This window comes from Ectopseudomonas khazarica (assembly GCF_004521985.1).
Lineage (GTDB): Bacteria > Pseudomonadota > Gammaproteobacteria > Pseudomonadales > Pseudomonadaceae > Aquipseudomonas > Aquipseudomonas khazarica.
On sequence record NZ_SBHZ01000006.1, the window covers coordinates 261,259 to 283,425 of the forward strand.

The window sequence follows — 22,167 nt, forward strand, 5'->3', positions numbered from 1 at the left end:
GGTCGCAGTGTAGACCGCCGGCGTCGAGATGGCAGTTTGATTGCGCAGTCGGCGTGTGATTGGAAGAAGGCGGGGCAAGTGCCTGGAAAGCAAAACCCCCGGCCTGGGCCGGGGGTTCTGGTATCACTCGTCGAGGAAGGAGCGCAGATGCTCGCTTCGCGTCGGGTGGCGCAGCTTGCGCAGTGCCTTGGCTTCGATCTGACGAATACGCTCGCGGGTGACATCGAACTGCTTGCCGACTTCCTCGAGGGTGTGGTCGGTGTTCATGTCGATGCCGAAGCGCATGCGCAGGACCTTGGCTTCACGGGCGGTGAGGCCGGCCAGTACTTCGCGCGTGGCTTCCTTGAGGCTTTCGACCGTGGCTACGTCGATCGGGGACTGCATGGTGCTGTCCTCGATGAAGTCGCCCAGGTGCGAATCTTCGTCGTCGCCGATCGGGGTTTCCATGGAAATCGGCTCTTTGGCGATCTTCAATACCTTGCGGATCTTGTCCTCGGGCATTTCCATGCGCTCACCCAGCTCTTCCGGAGTGGGCTCGCGACCCATTTCCTGAAGCATCTGACGGGAGATGCGGTTGAGCTTGTTGATGGTCTCGATCATGTGCACCGGGATACGGATGGTGCGCGCCTGGTCGGCGATCGAGCGGGTGATCGCCTGGCGAATCCACCAGGTGGCGTAGGTCGAGAACTTGTAGCCGCGACGGTATTCGAACTTGTCCACCGCCTTCATCAGGCCGATGTTGCCTTCCTGGATCAGGTCGAGGAACTGCAGGCCGCGGTTGGTGTACTTCTTGGCGATGGAGATCACCAGACGCAGGTTCGCCTCGACCATTTCCTTCTTGGCGCGGCGGGCCTTGGCCTCACCGATGGACATGCGACGGTTGATGTCCTTGATCTCGGCCAGGCTCAGGCTGCACTCGGCTTCCAGGTCGGCGAGCTTCTGCTGGCAGCGCTGGATGTCGGCCTGCAGGTTGCCCAGGGCTTCGGCGTACTTGGCCTTGCCCTTGGCCAGGTCGGCGGACCAGTCCATGTCGACTTCATTGCCCGGGAACAGGCGCAGGAAGTCGGCACGCGGCATGCGCGCATCACGTACGCACAGCTGCATGATGGCGCGCTCTTGCGCACGCAGACGGTCGAGGGCGCTGCGCACCTGGATGACCAGGGCGTCGTACTGCTTGGGCACCAGCTTGATCGGCATGAACAGCTCGGCCAGGGCGGCCAGCTCGTCGGTGACCTGCTTGCTGCCACGGCCATGCTTCTTCAGGGCCTTCTGGACCTTGTCCTGCTGCTCGGCCACGGCATTGAAACGGCGCGCCGCTTCTTCCGGGTCCGGGCCGCCATCGCCTTCTTCTTCCTCGTCGTCGCCGTCTTCTTCCTCGTCTTCGTCGTCGCTTTCTTCAGCGGCGGCGCCTTCCTTGACGGGAACGGGGGCGGCGGCTTCGTCGGGCACGCTGCCGTCATCCGGGTCGATGTAGCCACTGAGGACTTCGGCCAGGCGGCCGCCTTCGGTGGTGACGCGGTTGTACTCGGCGAGGATGCCGTCGACGGTGCCGGGGAAGTGAGCGATGGCGCTCATGACTTCGCGGATGCCTTCCTCGATGCGCTTGGCGATCTCGATCTCGCCTTCGCGGGTCAGCAGTTCCACGGTACCCATTTCACGCATGTACATGCGCACCGGGTCAGTGGTACGGCCGATATCGGTCTCAACGGCAGCGAGGGCGGCAGCGGCTTCTTCGGCAGCGGCTTCGTCGGTGTCGGCTTCGGCCAACAACAGGGCGTCCGCATCCGGAGCACTCTCGAATACGTTGATCCCCATGTCGTTGATCATGCGGATGATGTCTTCCACCTGTTCCGGATCGGAAATGTCTTCCGGCAGGTGGTCATTGACCTCCGCGTACGTCAGGTAACCCTGCTCGCGACCACGGCTGATCAATTCTTTCAAACGAGATTGCTGTTGCGCTTTTACGGACATAACACCCTATCCACTGAAGGTCTTGGCGGGCTGAAAACAAGCCGAGGATTATACCTCAGTTCAGGCTTTAGGCGCCAGTTGGGGACTTGCTGCTCTGCGAGGAGGTCAGGCTGTAGTGCTCTCTGAGCAAGGTCTTCTCCTCGTCGGTGAGCTCGCTGGGGCTTTTCTGCATGATGCTGCGGAGCGCCTTTTCACGCCGCCTCTGCGATTGGTTGTGTGCAAGTGTAGTAATGGTGTCGAAAAACTGCTGTTCAAGGTTGTCGCCTTTGATCAGCCATTCTTTCTCCGCCAGTGCCCGCAGCAGGCGGCCCTGTTCGGTGCCGTGCCAGCGGGCGATCAGCTGCAGCGAACGCAGGTTGGGCGTCTTCTGCAGGGCGCCGACCAGCGCCACCAGCAACTGGGCGTAGGTATCGTCTTCATCGGCGAAGTGGCTGACATCCTCGACCTTCTGTGCCAGCTGCGGATGGTGCAGCAGGGTGCGCAGGGCGATCAGATGCGGTGATTCGACGCTGACGGCGGTGCGTGGGGCACGCGGCGCGAAGTCACCCTTGCCTTTCTTGTTCCACTTGCCGCCATCCTTCTTCCAGTTGCCCTTGCCACCTTCGTTGCTGCGTTCGTAGTACTGCTGTTGCGGTGGCGCCGGCTGCTCGTAGCCGCCGACGTCCGGCAGGCTGTCGTAGTAGGCGCTGTCGGGGATGTCGCCGTAGTCCGGGTAGTCGCTGCCGGGCGCTGGGCTAGCAGGGCTGGGCGCCGGGCTGCGCGGGCTGCTGGCGACCTGGCTGAGGGCTTCGCCGGACAGGCCGGTGATCTCGCTCAGGCGCTGACGCATCAGGGCGCGCAGGTTGTTGCCGGGAATCTTGTCGATCAGCGGCGCGGCCAGGGTCACCAGATGCGCTTTGCCTTCCAGCGAGCGCGGGTCGGCTTCCTCGCTCAGTTGCTGGAAGAAGTAGTCGGCCAGCGGTTGTGCGTGCTGGTTGATGCGGGCGCGGAAGGCGTCGGTGCCTTCCGCGCGCACCAGGGTGTCCGGGTCCTCGCCGTCGGGCAGGAACAGGAAGCGCGCGCGGCGGCCGTCCTGCAGGCTCGACAGGGTCGACTCCAGGGCGCGCCAGGCGGCGTTGCGCCCGGCGGCATCGCCATCGAAGCAGAACAGCACGCTGGGCACGATGCGGAACAGGCGCTTGAGGTGCTCCTCGCTGGTCGCCGTGCCCAGGGTCGCCACGGCATTGCGCAGGCCCTGCTGGGCCAGGGCGATGACGTCCATGTAGCCCTCGACCACCATGATCTCGTCGAGGTCGCGGTTGTGCTTGCGGGCCTCGTACAGGCCGTAGAGCTCCTGGCCCTTGTGGAACACCGGGGTTTCCGGTGAGTTGAGGTACTTGGGCTTGTCGTCGCCCAGTACCCGGCCGCCGAAGGCGATCACCCGTCCGCGGCTGTCGCGGATGGGGAACATGATGCGGTCGCGGAAGCGGTCGTAGCGCCGGCCGTTCTCGGCGTTCTCGATCAGCAGGCCGGCGTCGATCATGACCTTCTGCTGCAGGGCGTCGCCGCCCAGCTGCTTGAGCAGGTTGTCCCAGCCGGGTGGGGCGAAGCCGAGGCCGAAGTCGCGGGCGATTTCGCCGGTCAGGCCGCGACCCTTGAGGTATTCCACGGCGTACTTGCGCTGCGGATGGCTCTTCAGCGCCTGGCGATAGTGCTCGGCGGCGGCGTTGAGCAGCGGGTAGAGTGGCGAGTCGACCGGTTGCCGGGGCTTGTGTCCGCGACCGCTTTCCTCGCGTGGCACGTCCATGCCGGCGCGCTTGGCCAGTTCCTCGATCGCCTGGGGGAATTCCAGTTGATCGTGGTCCATGACGAAGCCGAGGGCATTGCCGCCGGCGCCGCAGCCGAAGCAGTAGTAGAACTGCTTGTCCGGGCTGACGGTGAAGGAGGGGGTCTTCTCCTTGTGGAACGGGCAGCAGGCGCTGTAGTTCTTGCCGGTCTTCTTCAGCTGGATGCGCGAACTCACCACATCGACGATGTCGGTGCGGTTGAGCAGGTCATCGATGAAGGATTGCGGGATCAGGCCGGCCATGGGTGCTCAGCATACTGTCCGGCGCGAGCGCGGAACAGCGGTGGGTAGAAATGCAAAAAACTCCGGCCATTCGCCAGTTGGCGAAGCGGAGTTCTGTAAATGCAATGCCCGGCCGAAGCCGGGCATTCGAGCGTGGCGTGTACGGTATTAGTACAGGCGAACGCTGCGGCGCTGCTCGCGCTGCACTTTCTTGGCGTGACGCTTAACAGCGGCAGCGGCCTTGCGCTTACGCTCAGCGGTCGGCTTTTCGTAGAATTCGCGGCTACGGACTTCAGCCAGTACACCGGCTTTTTCGCAGGAGCGCTTGAAACGACGCAGGGCTACGTCGAAGGGTTCGTTCTCTTTAACTTTGACGGCTGGCATCCAGGTCGTACCTATCTTTAATTACCGGGTTAACGCGTACCCGGCAATGTGGCTCGGGGGGCGTCGGTTTTTAAGGGTTGCGGATGTTACCGTCTCGGGCCGAGGAATGCAAAGCCCTCTGATCGAAAAGCGCTGGCCGCTCCGCCGGGCGGCGCTTATCATGCGCGCCTTTGTTCCACGCGGCAAACCAAGGCTCAAGCTCCATGCTCGTACTGGGATTGGAAACCTCCTGCGATGAAACCGGCGTCGCGCTCTATGACAGTGAGCGCGGCCTGCTGGCCGACGCATTGTTCAGTCAGATCGATCTGCACCGTGTATATGGCGGCGTGGTGCCCGAATTGGCCTCGCGCGACCACGTCAAGCGCATGCTGCCGCTGATTCGCCAGGTGCTCGACGAGGCCGGCCGCGCGCCGGGCGATATCGATGCGCTGGCGTACACCGCCGGGCCCGGCCTGGTCGGTGCGCTGCTGGTGGGCGCCTCCTGTGCGCAGGCGCTGGCCTTCGCCTGGGGCATCCCGGCGGTCGGTGTACACCATATGGAAGGTCACCTGCTGGCGCCGATGCTCGAAGAGCAGCCTCCGGCGTTTCCGTTCGTCGCCTTGCTGGTGTCGGGCGGCCACACGCAGCTGGTGCGCGTCGATGGCATCGGCCAGTACCAGCTGCTCGGCGAGTCGCTGGATGACGCGGCAGGTGAAGCCTTCGACAAGACGGCCAAGCTGATGGGGCTGAATTACCCCGGCGGCCCGGAGATCGCCAAGCTGGCCGAGCAGGGTACGCCGGGGCGTTTCGTCTTCCCGCGGCCGATGACCGATCGCCCGGGCCTGGACTTCAGTTTCAGCGGCCTCAAGACCTTCGCCCTGAATACCTGGCAGCAGTGCCGTGACGGCGATGACGACCTCGATCAAGCCCGTCGCGACATCGCGCTGGCCTTCCAGCAGGCAGTCGTCGAGACTCTGACCATCAAGTGCAAGCGTGCGCTCAAGCAGACGGGGCTGAACAGCCTGGTGATCGCCGGTGGGGTGAGTGCGAACAAGGCTTTGCGTGAGCATCTGGAGCGCATGCTGGGCGAGCTGAAGGGCAAGGTGTTCTATGCTCGCCCGCGCTTCTGTACCGATAACGGCGCGATGATCGCCTATGCCGGTTGCCAGCGTCTGCTGGCCGGGCAGCACGAGGATCTGGCGATCAAGGTGCAGGCGCGTTGGCCGATGGAGTCGCTGCCGGCGATCTGACCAAGGGTGTGCCCTGCAGGCGCGGCTTCAGCCGCGAACTCTTTCCTGCAGGTCGTTCAGAAACGGCGCTCGCGCCCGGCGAACAGATCGCGCAGGTTGTTGCGATGGCGCCAGACGATCAGGCCGGTCAGTACGCAGGCGGGCAGCAGGGCGGCGGGCTGTTGCCAGGCCAGCAGGGGCAGCGTCAGCGGTGTGGCGATCAGCGAGGCCAGCGAGCTGGTGCGGGTCAGCAGGAACACCAGGGCCCAGGCCGCCAGGGCGAGCAGTGCCGCGGGTGGATAGAGCCCGAGTAACATGCCGGCGGCAGTGGCCACGCCCTTGCCGCCGCGAAAGCGGAAGTACAGCGGGTACAGGTGGCCGACCACCGCAGCCAGGCCGATCCAGGCTTGCTGGTGCAGGCCGAGGCCCAGCAGCTTGGCGATCAGGATCGGCAGCAGGCCCTTGAGCAGGTCGCCGATCAGGGTCATGACGGCGAGCTTCTTGCCGGCCACCCGCAACATGTTGGTGGCGCCGGGGTTGCCCGAGCCGCTGGCGCGCGGGTCAGGGCCGCCTGCGAGGCGACTGAGCAGGATGGCGAAGGACAACGAGCCGAGCAGATAGGCGAGGATCGCCAGAAGCCAGAACATGGTGGCCATTCCAGGGCATGGGGTGGGCCGATTCTAACGAGGTACGGCGCCCTTGTCGTGGCGCGGAGAGTGTGGGTGGACAGAGTATTTATCGAGGGGCTGGAGGTCGACACGGTGATCGGCGCCTACGATTGGGAGCGCGAGATTCGCCAGTGCCTGCTGCTGGATCTGCACATGGCCTGGGACAACCGCCCGGCTGCGGCCGGTGACGACCTCAACCTGGCGCTCGACTACGCCAGCGTTTCCACGCGCATTCAGGCGTTCGCCGCCGAGTCGCAGTTCATCCTGGTGGAAACCTTCGCCGAGCGTCTGGTGCAGACCCTGATGGCCGAGTTCGACATTCCCTGGATACGCCTGAAGCTGACCAAGCCCGGTGCCGTGCCGGCGGCGCGTGGTGGCGTGGGTGTGGAGATCGAGCGCGGATGTCTCTGACTCGGGTCTTTCTCGGTCTCGGTAGCAATATCGAGCGCGAGACGCATCTCGTCGCCGGGCTCGAGGCGCTGGCCGCAATGCTCGGCAACATGCGCTGCTCGCCCGTGTTCGAGAGCCATGCCGTGGGCATCAAGAGCGGCAATTTCTTCAACCTGGTGGTGGTCGGGGACACCGAGCTGCCGCTGCTGGAACTGGACCGCCGGCTGAAGTTCATCGAAGCCGACAACGGTCGCTATGCCCCGGACCGCAAGGGCTTGCCGCTGGATATCGACGTGCTGCTGTATGGCCAGCAGGTGGGCAACTTCAACGGCCTGATCCTGCCGCGTGCCGAGATTCTCAAGAACGCCTTCGTGCTCTGGCCACTGGCGCTGCTGGCTCCCGAGACCTGCCACCCGCTCGACGGTCGCTCGTTCGCCGAGCTCTGGGGCTCGGCGCAGATCGACCAGCAGCTCTGGCCGGCCGCCTTCCAGTGGCGTGACAGCGCGCTGACACCGGCCGAACTGCTGGCGTCCGCGTAGCACCGAACCCGGCTGCAAGCGCCTGGGGCTACGGCGGGCGTTCGGTCGTAGCCGAATGGAATCCGCGACCTGCTCGCATGCCGCCCCGGATGCATCCGGGCTAGGCTTGCTCGCGTTCCTTGTAGGCCTTGAGTGCGTTAAGGCGTTCGCGATTGAGCGCTTCACCCAGTTCAGCACCCTTGTAGCCCTTCTCCAGCAACGGCTTCACCGCTACCTGGCGCGCGACTTCGGCAGCGCCCAGCAGGTAGGCGGCCTGCGGATAGTCGCGTTGCTCCAGGCCCAGGCGCCCGCGTGCGTCCATCTCGCAGGCCGCGACGAATTCGGCGAAGCGCTGCGGGCGACGGAACACATCGAAGCGTTGCAGCAGCTCCAGCAGTGTCGAGGCGCGCAGTTCCCGCGCACGGTGGCCATGGGTATGGAACTCGCCAACCAGCAAGGCCAGCTCGGCGCAGTCGCGCGGCGCCTTGCAGCGTTCGTTGATCGCCTGGATCAGGTTCAGCCCCAGGTGCTCATGGGCAATGTGCCGTGGCCATTGCTCGGCCGGCGTCAGGCCCTTGCCGACATCGTGCAGCAGGCTGGCCCAGCGCACGCTCAGCGGCTGCTCATGCTCGGCACACTGTTGCAGCACGCTGAGTACGTGCACGCCGGTGTCGATCTCCGGGTGGTGCGCGGCTGGTTGCGGCACGCCGAACAGGGCGTCGACCTCAGGCAGCAGGGTCGCGAGGGCGCCGCAGTCACGCAGTACCTGGACGAACACATCCGGGCGCGGCTCCATCAGGGCGCGGGAAATTTCCTTCCAGCTGCGCTCGGCGGTGAGGTGCGCCAGTTCGCCGGATTCGGCCAGCTGGCGCATCAGGGCCAGGGTCTCCTCCGCCACGCTGAAGCCCAGTGGCGCATAGCGTGCGGCGAAACGGGCGACGCGCAGGACCCGCAGCGGATCTTCGGCGAAGGCCGGGGAAACGTGGCGCAGTACGCGCGCGGCAAGATCCCGCTGACCGCCGTAGGGGTCGAACAGCGTACCCTGATCGTCCTCGGCCATGGCGTTGATGGTCAGGTCGCGGCGGATCAGGTCCTCTTCCAGGGTGACGTCGGGGCTGGCATGAAAGGTGAAACCGCCGTAGCCGCGCCCGCTCTTGCGCTCGGTGCGGGCCAGCGCATATTCCTCCCCGCTCTGCGGGTGGAGGAATACCGGGAAGTCCTCGCCGACCGGCCGATAGCCGAGCGCGAGCATCTGCTCGGCGTCGGCGCCGACCACCACCCGGTCGATATCGGTGACCGGTCGCCCGAGCAGGCGGTCGCGCACGGCGCCGCCGACTTTGTAGATCTGCATGTCTGATCCTCCACTGAGCGCAGAGGATATCGAAGATTGGCCCGGGCTGCGTGAGCCCGAGTCGATTGTCTGCTGCTTGCGGCGCTGCCTATGGCGTGGCCAGGGGGATCTGCTCGGTCAGCGCCTGGGTGGCGCGCTCCAGCAGCTCGGCGCTGTCGTGCGCCGGGCTCAGCCCGGTGCTGATCACGCCTTCCCAGAGGATGTCACCGTCCAGGTCGGTCAGGCGCAGGCGCAGCACGCCGGTCTCGTCCCGCAGGCGATGCATGGCCTGGTATGGGCCCAGGGGGTTGGGCGCAGGTGTGTCGACCTTGAACGTCAGCGGGCTGTCCTGCACGGCCAGCCAGTAGTAGACGCGCAGCTGCGGCGGTCGGCTCTGGTGATAGCCGCGTGCTGACAGGCCGTGACGCAGCAGCTGAGGCAACTGGCGATAGCGCTCGGGAAAGGGAGGCTCACCCTCCAGGCTGCGCTGTGGGTCGATCAGTTCGTAGCTGTGTTGCCCGGCGAGCGAGGCATCGGCCGGGCTGAGGATGCGCGCCTGCGGCACGTGGCTGGCGCAGGTGGCCAGCCCCAGGCACAACAGGAGCACCAGAAAGATTCGCATGCGCTGTCTCTCGCGGAGTCTGCCTGCGATGCTGGTATCTGCTGCGATCTTCGGCAACCGATCAAATGGGTGGTATCACCAGGTCCAGACGTGGGTACTCGCTGTCCCCCTCGGCGCTGCTGCGTGGCGGCACGTGCTGGGTGGTGATCAGCTGGTCGCCCTGGCAGACCTCCAGGTGGATATCGAAGCCCCACAGCCTGTGCAGGTGCTTGAGCACTTCCTCGGTGGAATCGCCCAGTGGCTTGCGGTCGTGCTGCTGGTGGCGCAGGGTCAGCGAGCGGTCGCCGCGCCGGTCGATGTTCCAGATCTGCACGTTGGGCTCGCGGTTGCCCAGGTTGTACTGCGCGGCGAGCAGTTCGCGGATGGTGCGGTAGCCGGACTCGTCGTGAATGGCCGGCACCAGCAGCTCGTCCTTCTGGTCGTCGTCGAGGATGCCGAACAGCTTGAAGTCACGGATCACCTTGGGCGAGAGGAACTGCAGGATGAAGCTCTCGTCCTTGAAGCTGGTCATGGCGAACTTGAGGGTGGTCAGCCAGTCGCTGCCGGCGATGTCGGGGAACCAGTGCTTGTCCTCGTCGGTGGGCTCCTCGCAGATGCGGCGGATGTCACGGTACATGGCGAAGCCCAGGGCATAGGGGTTGATGCCACTGTAGTAGGGGCTGTCGAATGGCGGCTGGTAGACCACGCTGGTGTGCGACTGCAGGAACTCCATCATGAAGCCGTCGGTGACCAGGCCCTCGTCGTACAGGTCGTTCATCAGCGTGTAGTGCCAGAAGGTGGCCCAGCCTTCGTTCATCACCTGGGTCTGGCGTTGCGGGTAGAAGTACTGGGCGATCTTGCGCACGATGCGGATCACCTCGCGTTGCCAGGGCTCCAGCAGCGGCGCGTGTTTCTCCAGGAAGTAGAGGATGTTTTCCTGCGGCTCGGCCGGGAAGCGCTTGCTGTCTTTCTCGCCGCCTTTGTCGGCGCTGCGCGGGATGGTGCGCCAGAGGTCGTTGATCTGTTTCTGCAGGTGCTCTTCGCGGTCCTTCTGGCGCTTGCGCTCCTCCTCGGCGGAGATCGGATAGGGCCGCTTGTAGCGGTCGACGCCGTAGTTCATCAGGGCATGGCAGGAGTCGAGCAGCTCCTCCACCGCGTCGATGCCGTAGCGCTCCTCGCACTGCATGATGTACTGCTTGGCGAACACCAGGTAATCGATGATCGAGCTGGCATCGGTCCAGGTGCGGAACAGGTAGTTGCCCTTGAAGAAGCTGTTGTGGCCGTAGCAGGCATGGGCGATCACCAGCGCCTGCATGCAGATGGTGTTCTCCTCCATCAGGTAGGCGATGCACGGGTCGGAGTTGATCACGATCTCGTAGGCCAGGCCCATCTGCCCGCGCTTGTAGCCTTTCTCGGTGGCGAGGAAGTGCTTGCCGTAGGACCAGTGGTGGTAGCCCAGCGGCATGCCGACCGAGGCGTAGGCATCCATCATCTGTTCGGCGGTGATGACTTCGATCTGGTTCGGGTAGGTGTCCAGCGCATAGCGTTCAGCGATGCGCGAGATTTCGCGGTCATAGGCGCGAATCAGCTCGAAGGTCCATTCCGAACCGGTGGACAGCGGTTCACGTTTCTTGGCAGTGGCACTCATGACTCGGCCCTCAGCTCACCAGACGACGCTGGAAGAGTTCGCGGAACACCGGGTAGATGTCCGCTGCGGAAACCAGTTGCTGCTGGGCGAAGCTGTCGGCGAACGCCTCGGCCACTTGCTCGTACTCGAACCACAGCGCCTGGTGCTCGCGTGGGGTGATCTCGACGTAGGTGAAGTACTGCACGAACGGCATGATCTGATTGATCAATATATCCCGGCAGATCGGCGAATCATCGTTCCAGTTGTCGCCGTCCGACGCCTGGGCGGCGTAGATGTTCCACTCGTTGATCGGGTAGCGCTCGGCCATCACTTCCTGCATCAGTTTCAGGGCGCTGGAGACGATGGTGCCGCCTGTCTCGCGGGAATAGAAGAACTCCTCCTCGTCCACTTCCTTGGCACTGGTGTGGTGGCGGATGAACACCACGTCGATCTTGTCGTAGTTGCGCTTGAGGAACAGGTACAGAAGGATGAAGAAGCGCTTGGCGATGTCCTTGGTGGCCTGGGTCATGGAGCCGGATACGTCCATCAGGCAGAACATCACGGCCTTGGAGCTGGGGTTGGGCTGCTTGGTCAGCAGGTTGTACTTGAGGTCGAAGGTGTCGAGGAAGGGCACGCGGTGGATGCGCGCGCTGAGGCGCTCGATCTCCGCCTCCACTTCCTGGATGTCGCCGAAGTTGTCCGGTTCTTCGCGGCGCAGGCGCTCCAGTTCGGCCTTGGCCTCGCGCAGCTTGGCGCGGCTTGAGCCGGATAGCGCGATGCGCCGGGCGTGGGCCGAGCGCAGGGTACGCACTATGTTGATGCGCGACGGATTGCCTTCGTTGCTGATGCCGGCGCGGACGGTCTTGAAGGTATCGGCCCCGGTGAGGTGGCGCTTGACCAGGTTGGGCAGCTCCAGGTCCTCGAACATGAAGTCGAGAAACTCCTCCTGGGTGATCTGGAAGACGAACTCGTCCATGCCCTCGCCGGAGTTGCTCGCCTTGCCGCTGCCACGACCGCCTCCACCGCCCTGCGGCCGGGGGAAGCGTTCGCCGGTGGTGAATTCCTTGTTGCCGGGGTGGACGATGGTCTGTTTGCCACCGCGCCCATGGTGCAGCACCGGCTCGTCGATGTCGCGGCCGGGAATGCTGATCTGCTCGCCATGCTCCATGTCGGTGATGGAGCGCCGGCTGACGGCTTCCTCCACCGCCTTCTTGATGTGCTCACGGTAACGCCGCAGGAAACGCTGGCGGTTCACCGTGCTCTTGTTCTTGCCATTCAGGCGCCGGTCGATCACATAGCTCATAGGCCCCTCCGGGGCTGCTTCAAGCTGCAAGCCACAAGCTGCAAGCAAGCGCCGGGCGACCAGCGCTTGCGTTCGTTCCGCCAGCTCGAAGCCTGGCGCTTGCCGCTGCCGTTATTGCGATTTGCGAACCCGCAGATACCACTCCGACAGCAGGCGCACCTGCTTCTCGGTGTAGCCACGCTCGACCATGCGTTTGACGAAGTCGTTGTGCTTCTGCTGTTCCTCCTTGCTGCCCTTGGCGTTGAAGCTGATGACCGGGAGCAGGTCCTCGGTGTTGGAGAACATCTTCTTCTCGATGACCACACGCAGCTTCTCGTAGCTGAGCCAGGTGGGGTTCTTGCCGTTGTTGTTGGCGCGGGCGCGCAGCACGAAGTTGACGATCTCGTTGCGGAAATCCTTCGGATTGCTGATGCCCGCCGGCTTCTCGATCTTCTCCAGCTCCTCGTTGAGGGCCACGCGATTGAGGATTTCGCCGGTTTCCGGATCGCGGTACTCCTGGTCCTGAATCCAGAAGTCGGCGTACAGCACGTAGCGGTCGAAGATGTTCTGGCCGTACTCGCTGTAGGACTCCAGGTAGGCGGTCTGGATCTCCTTGCCGATGAACTCGATATAGCGCGGCGCCAGGTATTCCTTGATGTAGCGCAGGTAGCGCTCGCGCACTTCGGCCGGGAACTGTTCCTGCTCGATCTGCTGCTCCAGCACGTAGAGCAGGTGCACCGGGTTGGCGGCTACCTCGTGCGGGTCGAAGTTGAACACCTTGGAAAGGATCTTGAAGGCGAAGCGCGTCGACAGGCCGTTCATGCCCTCGTCGACACCGGCGGCGTCGCGGTATTCCTGGATCGACTTGGCTTTCGGGTCGGTGTCCTTGAGGTTCTCGCCGTCGTAGACGCGCATCTTCGAGTAGATGTTGGAGTTTTCCGGCTCCTTCAGGCGGCTGAGCACGGAGAACTGGGCCAGCATCTTCAGAGTGTCCGGCGCGCAATGGGCCTTGGCCAGCGAGCTGTTGATCAGCAGCTTGTCATAGATGCGCACCTCATCGCTGACGCGCAGGCAGTACGGCACCTTGACGATGTAGATACGGTCGATGAAGGCCTCGTTGTTCTTGTTGTTGCGGAAGCTGTGCCACTCGGACTCGTTGGAGTGGGCCAGCAGGATGCCGCTGTAGGGAATGGCGCCGAGGCCCTCGGTGCTGTTGTAGTTGCCCTCCTGGGTGGCGGTGAGCAGCGGGTGCAGCACCTTGATCGGTGCCTTGAACATCTCGACGAACTCCATCAGGCCCTGGTTGGCCCGGCACAGCGCGCCCGAGTAGCTGTAGGCGTCGGCGTCGTTCTGCGGGAAGTCCTCCAGCTTGCGGATGTCCACCTTGCCGACCAGCGCGGAGATGTCCTGGTTGTTCTCGTCGCCCGGCTCGGTCTTGGCCACGGCGATCTGGTTGAGGATCGACGGGTAGAGCTTGACCACGCGGAACTGGCTGATGTCGCCGCCGAATTCCTGCAGGCGCTTGGTCGCCCAGGGCGACATGATCGAGCTGAGGTAGCGGTGCGGGATGCCGTAGTCCTCCTCGAGGATCGCGCCGTCCTCGGTGGCATTGAACAGCCCCAGGGGCGATTCGAATACCGGTGAGCCCTTGATGGCGTAGAAGGGCACCTTCTCCATCAGTTGCTTGAGCTTTTCGGCCAGCGACGACTTGCCGCCGCCCACCGGGCCCAGCAGGTAGAGGATCTGTTTCTTCTCTTCCAGGCCCTGCGCCGCGTGGCGGAAGTAGGAGACGATCTGGTCGATGCACTCTTCCATGCCGTGGAAGTCGGCGAAGGCCGGGTAACGACGGATGACCTTGTTGGAAAAGATTCTGGACAGTCGCGAGTTGCTCGAGGTGTCGAGCAGCTCGGGTTCGCCGATGGCCATCAGCAGGCGCTCGGCCGCAGTGGCGTAGGCGCTGCGATCCTGCTTGCACAGTTCGAGGTACTCCTGCAGCGAGTACTCCTCCTGGCGGGTCGCCTCGAAACGCTGTTGGAAGTGACTGAAAATACTCATGACTTCACCTCGCTCGATGCTGAAAGCTGGCTCGGGATCGGTCGTGCGTACAGGTGCTGGGTAACCCCGGCTCAGAGACAAGTCGGGAAGAATCCCCCAAAACCTAAAAGTCGTTACCGATGGCCCGATGCCGGTTGACCGGCTCTACCTTCAGTGGGATGGCCTGAGTAACAGGATAGTTCGTTCTGCGAATGGTCAAGGGCGGGACAACGATAACTGAATGTTACCGTGCCTCGGGAAGTGGCGGCAGGCCAGAGCGGGCGGGGCTTGCCGCTGGGCGAAATTTATTCTTCGGCGCTTTGCGCGGTTTCGTCCGGGTAGGTGGCGCGCCACAGCTCGAAACCACCGTCGAGGCTGTAGACGTCGGAGAAGCCCTGGCCGACCAGATAGGCGGCGGCGCCCTGGCTGGAGTTGCCGTGGTAGCAGGAGACGATCAGCGGTGCATCCAGGTCTGCATGGGTGATGAAGTCATGCAGGGAGTGGTTGTCCAGGTGACGCGAGCCGCTGATGTGGCCGTTGGCGAAGCTGTGCGGGTCGCGGATGTCGACCACCACGGCGCCCTGGGCGCGCAGTTCTTGTGCCTGTTGCGGGGAGATTCGCTTGAATTCGCTCATGTTCGGGGCCTATGCGTGATTCGTGGGAGCGCTGCTGGCGCTCATGCCTTGGGGCAGGTGCAGCGATGGAGTTCGCCGCTGTCGACGTCGAGCAGGGTCATCGCACCGCCCCAGACGCAGCCGGTGTCGAGGGCATGCAGGCCGGGTTCCCGGCAGTTGCCTTCCAGTGCGGCCCAGTGGCCGAAGATGATCTTCTCGCCGCGCATCTTGCGCTGTGGATGGCTGAACCAGGGGGCGAAGCCGGGGGGCGCATTGCCGATGCCTTCCTTGGTTTTCAGATCCAGGGTGCCGTCGGCGGTACAGAAGCGCATGCGGGTAAAGTAGTTGGTGATCACCCGCAGGCGCGTCACGCCACTCAGCTCCCGGTTCCATTTCGCCGGCTCGTTGCCGTACATGCCGTCGAGAAACAGCGGCAGGCGCGCGTCATCGCGCAGGACTTCCTCGACCTCGGCCGCGCGGCGCAGGGCCTTGCTCAGGGTCCATTGCGGCGGAATGCCGGCATGCACCAGGGTGACCTTGCGTTCGGCGTCGTGGTGTACCAGCTTCTGCAGGCGCAGCCAGTCGAGCAGGTCGGCGCGGTCCGGGGCGTCGAGGATCTCGCGCAGGGTGTCGCCCTTCTTCAGGCGCTCGATATTGTGCGCCACGGCCAGCAGGTGCAGGTCATGGTTGCCCAGGACGCAGGTCACGGCCTGGCGGATGCTGTAGAGGAAACGCAGGGTCTCCAGCGACTGCGGGCCGCGGTTGACCAGGTCGCCGACCAGCCAGAGCCGGTCCCTGGTCGGGTCGAAGGCGACTCGTTCGAGCAGGCATTGCAGCGGTTTCAGGCAGCCCTGCAGGTCACCCACGGCATACACGGCCATCAGTGCAGGGCTCCCGGCATTGCCAGGCGGAAGGGAACGATGATGGCGTCGAAGCGTTTGCCGTCCTCGGCGAGCATCTGGTAGCTGCCCTGCATGGTACCCACCTGCGTGGCCATGACCGTGCCACTGCTGTAGGTGTGGCTGGCGCCCGGCGCGATGTGCGGCTGCTGGCCGATGACGCCGGCGCCGCGCACTTCCTGCACGCGGCCGTCGCCGTCGGTGATGATCCAGTGGCGCGACAGCAGCTGCGCCGGCAACTCGCCGTTATTGACGATGGTCACCTTGTAGGAGAACGCGTACCGGCTCTGCTCCGGCTGCGATTGCGCGGGCAGGTAGCGAGTGGTGACGCTGACGTCGATCTGATAACGAGGGTCGGACATGCAGGAAACCCGTTGAGCGTGATTGCAGTTTAGTCCTGAGCCGCGCCGGGCTGCAGGGCCAGCTGGTCGGCCAGGCGGACGAAGGCGGCCAGGTCCAGCTGTTCGGGGCGCAGGCTGCCGTCCACCCCGGCGGCCTCGATGGCCTCGGCCGGCAGCAGCTGCTTGAGCGTGTTGCGCAGGGTCTTGCGGCGCTGGTTGAAGGCCTCGCGGACGACGCGCTCCAGCAGGCGATGGTCCTTGGCCGGGTGCGGCAAGGTCTCATGCGGGACCAGGCGCACGATGGCCGAGTCGACCTTCGGCGGCGGATTGAAGGCGCCGGGGCCGACGTTGAACAGATGCTCCACGCGGCAGTGGTACTGCACCATGATCGACAGGCGGCCCCAGTCACCGCCGCCAGGACCGGCGGCCATGCGCTCGACCACTTCCTTCTGCAGCGTGAAGTGCATGTCGCGAATCAGCGGCGCGTTGTCCAGCAGGTGGAAAATCAGCGGCGTGGAGATGTTGTAGGGCAGGTTGCCGACCACGCGCAGGCTGTGCGGCGCGGCCTCGAGGCGGGAAAAGTCGAACTTCAGCGCATCGCCCTGATTCAGGCGAAAGCGCGGGTTGTCGCCGAACTTGTTCTGCAGGATGGGAATCAGGTCGAGGTCCAGCTCGATCACGTCGAGTTGCGCGCCGCTACCCAGCAGGCCTTCGGTCAGAGCGCCCTGGCCCGGGCCGATCTCCAGCAGGCGCTCGCCTTCCTTGGCGCGTATGGCGCGCAGGATACGGTCGATCACGCCGGCATCATGCAGGAAGTTCTGGCCGAAGCGCTTGCGCGCGCGGTGTTGGTATTCGGACATGGAGCAGCTCCAGGCTTCAAGCTGCAAGCGTCAAGCAAGAGCGTAAAGCGAAAAGGTAAAGAGGAGAAGCTTATCAGCTGGGGCCGCCCCCGGCATCCATGCGGTGGCTTGAGCCTTCAACTTGCAGCTTGTGGCTTGCCGCCCCTGGCTGCTGCCATCTGGTAGGCAGTTTGCAGGGCGACCTGCAGGCTGCCGATGTCCACCTTGCCAGTGCCGGCCAGGTCGAGCGCGGTACCATGGTCCACCGAGGTGCGGATGATCGGCAGCCCCAGGGTGACGTTCAGCGCGGCGCCGAAGCCCTTGAACTTGAGCACCGGCAGGCCCTGATCGTGATACATGGCCAGCACCGCGTCGGCCTGGTCCAGGTACTTGGGGGTGAACAGGGTGTCGGCTGGCAGCGGGCCGATGAGGTTCATGCCCTCGGCACGCAGGTGCTGCAGCGTCGGCTCGATGATGTCGATCTCCTCGCGCCCCAGGTGGCCGCCTTCGCCGGCGTGCGGATTGAGCCCGCAGACCAGGATGCGCGGCGCGGCGATGCCGAACTTGCTGCACAGGTCGGCGTGCAGGATGCGGGTGACACGCTCCAGGCGCTCCGCGGTGATCGCGGCCGCGACATCCTTGAGCGGCAGGTGGGTGGTGACCAGGGCCACGCGCAGGCCGTGGGTCGCCAGCATCATCACCACCTGCGAGGTCTGGGTGAGGTCGGCGAGAAACTCGGTGTGGCCGGAGAAGGCGATGCCCGCCTCGTTGATCACGCCCTTGTGCACGGGGGCCGTGATCATCCCGGCGAAGGTGCCATCCAGGCAGCCCTGGGCTGCGCGGGTGAGGGTCTGCAGGACATAGCCGGCGTTGGCGGGTGTCAGCTTGCCTGGTTCTGCGGCGACGGCCAGGGGCGTGTCCCAGACATACAGGCTGCCCGCCACTGCGGGAGCGTCCGGCCATCGCTGCGGCTCGACCGCCAGCAGCTCGATGGACAGGCCCAGTTGCCTGGCGCGCTCGGCCAGCAGTTCACGGCTGGCGATCGCCACCAGCGGCGCCGGTTGCGCCTCGCGTGCCAGCAGCAGGCAGAGGTCGGGACCGATGCCGGCTGGCTCGCCTGGGGTGAGGGCAAAGCGGGGGAGCGTCATGGCGGATCTCTGTGCGGGCGACGGGGCGTCAGTGTACGCCGCCGGGCCGATAACGAAAAAGCCCGGCACAGGGCCGGGCTCGTTCAGACAGCGTCGCTGTTACAGCTTGGTCTCGACGTAGGCTTCGTCGCGGATCTGGCGCAGCCAGGCCTGCAGCTCTTCGTCGTACTTGCGGTTGCGCAGCAGGTTGGCGGCCTGTTGCTCACGGAACTGCTCGCTGGTATCGGTGGCGCGACGGCCCAGTACCTGCAGCACGTGCCAGCCGTAGGGGCTCTTGAACGGCTTGGACAGTTCGCCGCTCGGCGTGTCGTTCATGACCTTGCGGAACTCCGGCACCAGCGCGTTCGGGTCGATCCAGTTGAGGTCGCCACCGTTGAGGGCTGAACCCGGATCTTCCGAGAAGTTCTTCGCCAGTTCGGCGAAGTCTTCCCCTGCGAGGATGCGCTGATAGAGACGCTCGACCAGGCGACGGGTCTCGGCTTCGCTGCGGATCTCGCTCGGCTTGATCAGGATGTGGCGCACATGCACTTCGTCACGTACCTGGGTGTCGCCGCCACGCTTCTCGGTCAGCTTGAGGATGATGAAGCCGCCGGGCGTACGTACCGGCTCGGTCACTTCGCCCGGGCTGAGGGCGCTGACCATGCTGTCGAACGGCGGTGGCAGCTGGCCGGCCTTGCGCCAGCCCATCTCGCCGCCTTCCAGGGCGTTCTCGCTGGCCGAGCGAGCCACGGCCAGCTGGGCGAAGTCCGCACCCTGTTGCAGTTGCTGATACAGCTCCTGCGCCTGGCGGTCGGCGGCCTGGATCTCGCTGGACGATGCGCCTTCGGATACCGGAATGAGGATGTTGGCCAGGCGGAATTCTTCCGACAGCTGCATCTTGCCCAGGTCGGAGGCGAGGAAGTTCTGCACTTCCTGGTCGGTGACCTGGATGCGCTCGGCGACGCGACGCTGGCGTACGCGGCTGATGATCATCTCGCGGCGCACCTGGTCACGGGCGTCGTCGTAGGACAGGCCGTCGCGCGCCAGTGCCTGGCGGAACTGCTCCAGGGACATGCCGTTGCGCTGGGCGATGGTGCCCATGGCCTGGTTCAGCTCCTCGTCGGTGATGCGAATGCCGGAGCGCTCGCCGATCTGCAGCTGAATGTTCTCGATGATCAGGCGCTCGAGCACCTGTTGGCTGAGCACGTGCTCGGGCGGCAGGGTGCCGCCACGCTTGTCGATGGTCTGCTGAACTTCGCGCAGACGCGCGTCGAGCTGGCTCTGCATGACTACGTCGTTGTCGACGATGGCCACGACGCGATCCAGAGGGCGAACCTGGGCCTGAGCCGTTGCCGCCAGCAGTGCTGCGCCCAACAGCAGGGGGCGCAGGCAATCAGAAAGCTTGGTCTTCACGTTCACGGTAACCTTGAATGCCTTGGTCGAGGAAAGATTCCACCTTGTTGCCTACGACGCCGCCGAGGCCCTTGAGGACGATCTGCAGGAAGATGCCGCGGTCCGCCTCGTCGTTGAGCGAGGGGTTGAGGCTGACTTCGTCGTAGTCGATCCAGTAGCGGTTGATCAGGCGCAGCTTCCAGCAGCAACTGTCGTACTCGAAACCACCGAAGGCTTCGAGGGTGCGGTTGCGCCCGTAGTCGTACTGCCAGCGCGAGATCAGGCTCCACTGCGGGGCGACTGGCCAGATGACGGAGAAGTCATGCTGGTCGATCTTGTAGTAGTCCTTGATGTAGTTCGGGTTCGGTTGCCCGTCGATAGTCGGGTTGCCGTAGTCCGGGTTGGTGGTCCAGGTGCCGCTGTCACGGTCGTAGCGCACGGTGTCGTTACGATAGCGATAGCCGAAGTTGACCACCTTGTTCGGGTTGGCTTCCGGTTGGTAGTGGAACATCGCGCTGCCCGAGCGGGTCGCGTGCTGGTCCGGGTCCCAGTTGAAGGTCGAGGAGAAGCGCCAGTCGCGGTTGAAGCGATACAGGTATTCCAGAGCGTACGGTGATACGTCTGCGGTTGACTCGGCGCGGGCGCGGTAATCGATGCCGGCCAGCTGTACCTTGCGGTCTTCGAAGTAGAAGGCCTGGCCGATGCTGACACGCTGGCGCTCGAAGCCGTTAGGCTCGATCCAGCGGCTGGTCAGACCCAGCGACAGCTTGTTCTCGTCACCGATGCGATCCTTGCCGCTGAAGCGGTTCTCGCGCCACAGCGAGGCGTAGCTGAAGGTCGGTTCGCCGGTGTCGAAGATCGGGATGTCGGTCTGGTCTTCTTCCGGCACGTAGAGGTAGAACGCACGCGGCTCCAGGGTCTGGCGGAAGCCCTTGCCGAACAGCTGGGTGTTGCGGTCGAAGTACAGACCGCTGTCGACACTGAACAGGCCGACGCCTCGGCTCTGCGTACCTTTGTACTTCTGTTCGGCCAGCAAGGTGTCCTTGCCCTGCTGATCCAGGCTGATGTCGTAGTTGGTCTGGAAGTACTTGACCTGCGGCTTGATGAAGCCCCAGGACCAGTTCAATGGCAGGCTGACGCCTGGCTCCAGATGCAGCCGATCACCGGTGGCGCGTTCAAGGCCCTGGATACGGGTGTCATACCAGCTTTGTTCGGCAACACCGTCCTGGTTGATGAAGTTGCCAGAGCGCAGGTTGCGATCGAAGCGCACGTATTCGGTGCCATAGGTGAAATCCAGGCCGCCCGGGTTGAACGGCAGCTTGCCGTCCAGGGTGATCTGCGGCAAACGGTCGTACGGCGTCACGTCGGTGATGTTGGCCAGCTCATACGCATGCAGGTTCAGGCGCGCGGTGTAGCTTTCGCCACGGTAGCTCAGGGTGCCACGCTGGTTGACGTAGGTTGCCGTCTCGATGCCCAGGTCGGTGTTCAGATCCTGGAAATAGTACGGGTCACTGATGTCGGTGTAGTCGACCTCAGCCAGCAGGCGCGAATTCAGGCCCTGTTTGTGCTGCCAGCTGTACATCCAGCGCTGGTCTTCGTACTCGGACTGCAGCTTGCGCTCGTCTTCGCTGTCGTTCAGCCAGGCGCCCCCGACCTGACCCTCGCTGCTTTCCGTCAGGTAGCGGAACTCGCCTTCCATCAACAGGCCGCGCTTGGCCATGTAGGTGGGGTACAGGGTGGCGTCGTAGTTCGGCGCGAGGTTGAAGTAGTAGGGCGTCTGCAGCGAGAAGCCGTTGCCGCTCGAACTGCCGAAGCTGGGCGGCAGGAAGCCGGACTGGCGACGGTCGTCGATCGGGAAGTAGATGTACGGCGTGTAGAACACCGGAATGTCCTTGACCCGCAGCGTCACGTTGGTCGCGGTGCCGAAGCCGGTCGCCGGGTTCAGGGTGATGTTGTTGCCTTTCAGGTGCCAGGCATTGTCACCCGGCTCGCAGCGGGTGTAGGTGCCGTCCTTGAGGCGGATGATCGCAGTCTCTTCGCGCTTGGCGTAGAGCGCGCTGCCGCGTACGTGAGCCTGATGCATGACGTACTCGGCGTTGTCGATCTTGGCTTCGCCGTTGTCGAGTTGCAGCTCGGCGCGGTCACCGACGACCAGCGTACCCTTGTCGCGCAGGCGTACGTTGCCGACCAGTTCGCCACGGTTTTCCGTCTGGTGCAGGCTGGCCTCGTTGGCTTCGACCTGCAGGCCGGACTGACGCAGCACCACGTCACCAGCGAGGGTGGCGATCTGCTTTTCCTGCTCGAAACGCGAAGCCTTGGCCGACACGTACATCGGCGCTTCGTCCAGCGGCGTGGTGTCATCCATGCCTGGGCGCAAGGGCTCGACATAGGCGCCTGCGCAGTACGGACCGGCTTCGGCCAGTTGCGCGGCGGTCAACTTGTCACGCGGGACCCAGTCCAGGTGGCTGTAGTCGGCACTGCGCGAGGCGAGTGCGCGGCCCGCGCTTTCGGTGACCAGCACCACGGCGGCGTCCTGCTTGGCGACAGCCTCGCTGGTCGTACCTGCGGTCGTGCCAGCAGTCGCGCTGACCGCGTTGCGGCTGTGCTGCGGGCGAGGTGGCAGGGCACTGGTGGCTGTCTTCGGCGCACAGGCCCAGCCGCCCGCAGGCGACACCTGGCAATCGTATTGCTCGGCGGCAAAGGACTGTAGGCTGAACACGGGCTGTAGGGCCAGAAAGCTGCCGGTAACCAGCAGTGGAAATTTCTTGCGGAACGCGGGGTGTTTTACTGCCATCTTGTTAGTCCGGGCTTCCTGCGCGCTATCGGCCCGGGGGCCGCACGCCTCTCGATGGGCTGAAAAAGATGCTGGATAATAAAGCATGACCCGCGCAACGG

The 22,167-nt window shown here is 64.4% G+C and carries 19 protein-coding genes; 3 read left to right on the top strand and 16 right to left on the bottom strand.

Annotation, left to right across the window (positions count from 1 at the left end; all coding sequences use genetic code 11):
* Positions 1–123: 123 nt before the first annotated feature.
* From rpoD to rpsU, 3 genes are all read right to left on the bottom strand, one after another.
* Complete coding sequence (rpoD, locus tag EPK82_RS10170) at positions 124–1,971, bottom strand: RNA polymerase sigma factor RpoD (protein WP_134676487.1); 1,848 nt, start codon at positions 1,969–1,971, stop codon at positions 124–126.
* 67 nt (positions 1,972–2,038) lie between these two features.
* Complete coding sequence (gene dnaG / locus EPK82_RS10175) at positions 2,039–4,039, bottom strand: DNA primase (protein WP_037055042.1); 2,001 nt, start codon at positions 4,037–4,039, stop codon at positions 2,039–2,041.
* A 147-nt stretch (positions 4,040–4,186) separates the two neighbouring features.
* On the bottom strand, positions 4,187–4,402 hold the full coding sequence (gene rpsU / locus EPK82_RS10180; RefSeq protein ID WP_003290642.1) for a 30S ribosomal protein S21: 216 nt from the start codon (positions 4,400–4,402) through the stop codon (positions 4,187–4,189).
* 203 nt (positions 4,403–4,605) lie between these two features.
* Here rpsU and tsaD point away from each other — a divergent pair, with 203 nt between their 5' ends.
* Positions 4,606–5,631, top strand: a complete 1,026-nt coding sequence (tsaD, locus tag EPK82_RS10185; protein ID WP_037055039.1) for a tRNA (adenosine(37)-N6)-threonylcarbamoyltransferase complex transferase subunit TsaD — start codon at positions 4,606–4,608, stop codon at positions 5,629–5,631.
* Positions 5,632–5,687: 56 nt separating this feature from the next.
* Here tsaD and plsY read toward each other — a convergent pair whose 3' ends face one another.
* The gene (gene plsY / locus EPK82_RS10190; protein ID WP_134676488.1) at positions 5,688–6,257 is read right to left on the bottom strand and encodes a glycerol-3-phosphate 1-O-acyltransferase PlsY; all 570 of its coding nucleotides are present in this window, start codon (positions 6,255–6,257) and stop codon (positions 5,688–5,690) included.
* A gap of 75 nt (positions 6,258–6,332) precedes the next feature.
* Between plsY and folB the strand changes: the two genes are divergently transcribed.
* Both folB and folK read left to right on the top strand, forming a co-directional pair.
* Positions 6,333–6,689 (top strand): dihydroneopterin aldolase, encoded by a 357-nt coding sequence (gene folB, locus EPK82_RS10195; protein WP_037055034.1) that lies wholly within the window; start codon positions 6,333–6,335, stop codon positions 6,687–6,689.
* Positions 6,680–7,207, top strand: coding sequence for a 2-amino-4-hydroxy-6-hydroxymethyldihydropteridine diphosphokinase (gene folK / locus EPK82_RS10200; RefSeq protein WP_134676489.1), 528 nt, complete (start codon positions 6,680–6,682; stop codon positions 7,205–7,207). The genes folB and folK overlap by 10 nt, the downstream gene beginning before the upstream one ends.
* Positions 7,208–7,307: 100 nt before the next feature.
* Here folK and EPK82_RS10205 read toward each other — a convergent pair whose 3' ends face one another.
* The 12 genes from EPK82_RS10205 to EPK82_RS10260 form a co-directional block, all read right to left on the bottom strand.
* Positions 7,308–8,537: a multifunctional CCA addition/repair protein gene (locus tag EPK82_RS10205; protein ID WP_134676490.1), complete on the bottom strand. Its 1,230-nt coding sequence runs from the start codon at positions 8,535–8,537 to the stop codon at positions 7,308–7,310.
* An 88-nt stretch (positions 8,538–8,625) separates the two neighbouring features.
* A complete protein-coding gene (locus EPK82_RS10210) occupies positions 8,626–9,138 on the bottom strand; it encodes a DUF4136 domain-containing protein (protein WP_134676491.1) in 513 nt (170 codons plus the stop codon).
* Positions 9,139–9,199: 61 nt separating this feature from the next.
* A complete protein-coding gene (locus EPK82_RS10215) occupies positions 9,200–10,765 on the bottom strand; it encodes a SpoVR family protein (protein ID WP_037055027.1) in 1,566 nt (521 codons plus the stop codon).
* 10 nt (positions 10,766–10,775) lie between these two features.
* Positions 10,776–12,047, bottom strand: a complete 1,272-nt coding sequence (locus EPK82_RS10220; RefSeq protein ID WP_134676492.1) for a YeaH/YhbH family protein — start codon at positions 12,045–12,047, stop codon at positions 10,776–10,778.
* A gap of 111 nt (positions 12,048–12,158) precedes the next feature.
* Positions 12,159–14,081 (bottom strand): PrkA family serine protein kinase, encoded by a 1,923-nt coding sequence (locus tag EPK82_RS10225; protein WP_037055023.1) that lies wholly within the window; start codon positions 14,079–14,081, stop codon positions 12,159–12,161.
* Between the two features lie 284 nt (positions 14,082–14,365).
* Complete coding sequence (glpE, locus tag EPK82_RS10230) at positions 14,366–14,695, bottom strand: thiosulfate sulfurtransferase GlpE (RefSeq protein WP_047589137.1); 330 nt, start codon at positions 14,693–14,695, stop codon at positions 14,366–14,368.
* A gap of 41 nt (positions 14,696–14,736) precedes the next feature.
* Positions 14,737–15,555, bottom strand: coding sequence for a symmetrical bis(5'-nucleosyl)-tetraphosphatase (locus EPK82_RS10235; protein WP_134676493.1), 819 nt, complete (start codon positions 15,553–15,555; stop codon positions 14,737–14,739).
* Positions 15,555–15,935, bottom strand: coding sequence for a Co2+/Mg2+ efflux protein ApaG (gene apaG, locus EPK82_RS10240; RefSeq protein ID WP_134676494.1), 381 nt, complete (start codon positions 15,933–15,935; stop codon positions 15,555–15,557). Before apaG ends, EPK82_RS10235 begins: the two co-directional genes overlap by 1 nt.
* A 29-nt stretch (positions 15,936–15,964) precedes the next feature.
* Complete coding sequence (rsmA, locus tag EPK82_RS10245; protein ID WP_134676495.1) at positions 15,965–16,774, bottom strand: 16S rRNA (adenine(1518)-N(6)/adenine(1519)-N(6))-dimethyltransferase RsmA; 810 nt, start codon at positions 16,772–16,774, stop codon at positions 15,965–15,967.
* A 116-nt stretch (positions 16,775–16,890) separates the two neighbouring features.
* The gene (pdxA, locus tag EPK82_RS10250) at positions 16,891–17,901 is read right to left on the bottom strand and encodes a 4-hydroxythreonine-4-phosphate dehydrogenase PdxA (protein WP_134676496.1); all 1,011 of its coding nucleotides are present in this window, start codon (positions 17,899–17,901) and stop codon (positions 16,891–16,893) included.
* A 99-nt stretch (positions 17,902–18,000) separates the two neighbouring features.
* On the bottom strand, positions 18,001–19,293 hold the full coding sequence (locus tag EPK82_RS10255) for a peptidylprolyl isomerase (protein ID WP_134676497.1): 1,293 nt from the start codon (positions 19,291–19,293) through the stop codon (positions 18,001–18,003).
* Positions 19,274–22,066, bottom strand: a complete 2,793-nt coding sequence (locus EPK82_RS10260; protein WP_134676498.1) for an LPS-assembly protein LptD — start codon at positions 22,064–22,066, stop codon at positions 19,274–19,276. Before EPK82_RS10260 ends, EPK82_RS10255 begins: the two co-directional genes overlap by 20 nt.
* Positions 22,067–22,167 lie beyond the last annotated feature (101 nt).

Coding starts and splice junctions, on each gene's coding strand:
- rpoD (WP_134676487.1), bottom strand. CDS start 1,971: ATGTCCGTAAAAGCGCAACAGCAATCTCGTTTGAAAGAATTGATCAGC.
- dnaG (WP_037055042.1), bottom strand. CDS start 4,039: ATGGCCGGCCTGATCCCGCAATCCTTCATCGATGACCTGCTCAACCGC.
- rpsU (WP_003290642.1), bottom strand. CDS start 4,402: ATGCCAGCCGTCAAAGTTAAAGAGAACGAACCCTTCGACGTAGCCCTG.
- tsaD (WP_037055039.1), top strand. CDS start 4,606: ATGCTCGTACTGGGATTGGAAACCTCCTGCGATGAAACCGGCGTCGCG.
- plsY (WP_134676488.1), bottom strand. CDS start 6,257: ATGTTCTGGCTTCTGGCGATCCTCGCCTATCTGCTCGGCTCGTTGTCC.
- folK (WP_134676489.1), top strand. CDS start 6,680: ATGTCTCTGACTCGGGTCTTTCTCGGTCTCGGTAGCAATATCGAGCGC.
- EPK82_RS10205 (WP_134676490.1), bottom strand. CDS start 8,537: ATGCAGATCTACAAAGTCGGCGGCGCCGTGCGCGACCGCCTGCTCGGG.
- EPK82_RS10210 (WP_134676491.1), bottom strand. CDS start 9,138: ATGCGAATCTTTCTGGTGCTCCTGTTGTGCCTGGGGCTGGCCACCTGC.
- EPK82_RS10215 (WP_037055027.1), bottom strand. CDS start 10,765: ATGAGTGCCACTGCCAAGAAACGTGAACCGCTGTCCACCGGTTCGGAA.
- EPK82_RS10220 (WP_134676492.1), bottom strand. CDS start 12,047: ATGAGCTATGTGATCGACCGGCGCCTGAATGGCAAGAACAAGAGCACG.
- EPK82_RS10225 (WP_037055023.1), bottom strand. CDS start 14,081: ATGAGTATTTTCAGTCACTTCCAACAGCGTTTCGAGGCGACCCGCCAG.
- glpE (WP_047589137.1), bottom strand. CDS start 14,695: ATGAGCGAATTCAAGCGAATCTCCCCGCAACAGGCACAAGAACTGCGC.
- EPK82_RS10235 (WP_134676493.1), bottom strand. CDS start 15,555: ATGGCCGTGTATGCCGTGGGTGACCTGCAGGGCTGCCTGAAACCGCTG.
- apaG (WP_134676494.1), bottom strand. CDS start 15,935: ATGTCCGACCCTCGTTATCAGATCGACGTCAGCGTCACCACTCGCTAC.
- rsmA (WP_134676495.1), bottom strand. CDS start 16,774: ATGTCCGAATACCAACACCGCGCGCGCAAGCGCTTCGGCCAGAACTTC.
- pdxA (WP_134676496.1), bottom strand. CDS start 17,901: ATGACGCTCCCCCGCTTTGCCCTCACCCCAGGCGAGCCAGCCGGCATC.
- EPK82_RS10260 (WP_134676498.1), bottom strand. CDS start 22,066: ATGGCAGTAAAACACCCCGCGTTCCGCAAGAAATTTCCACTGCTGGTT.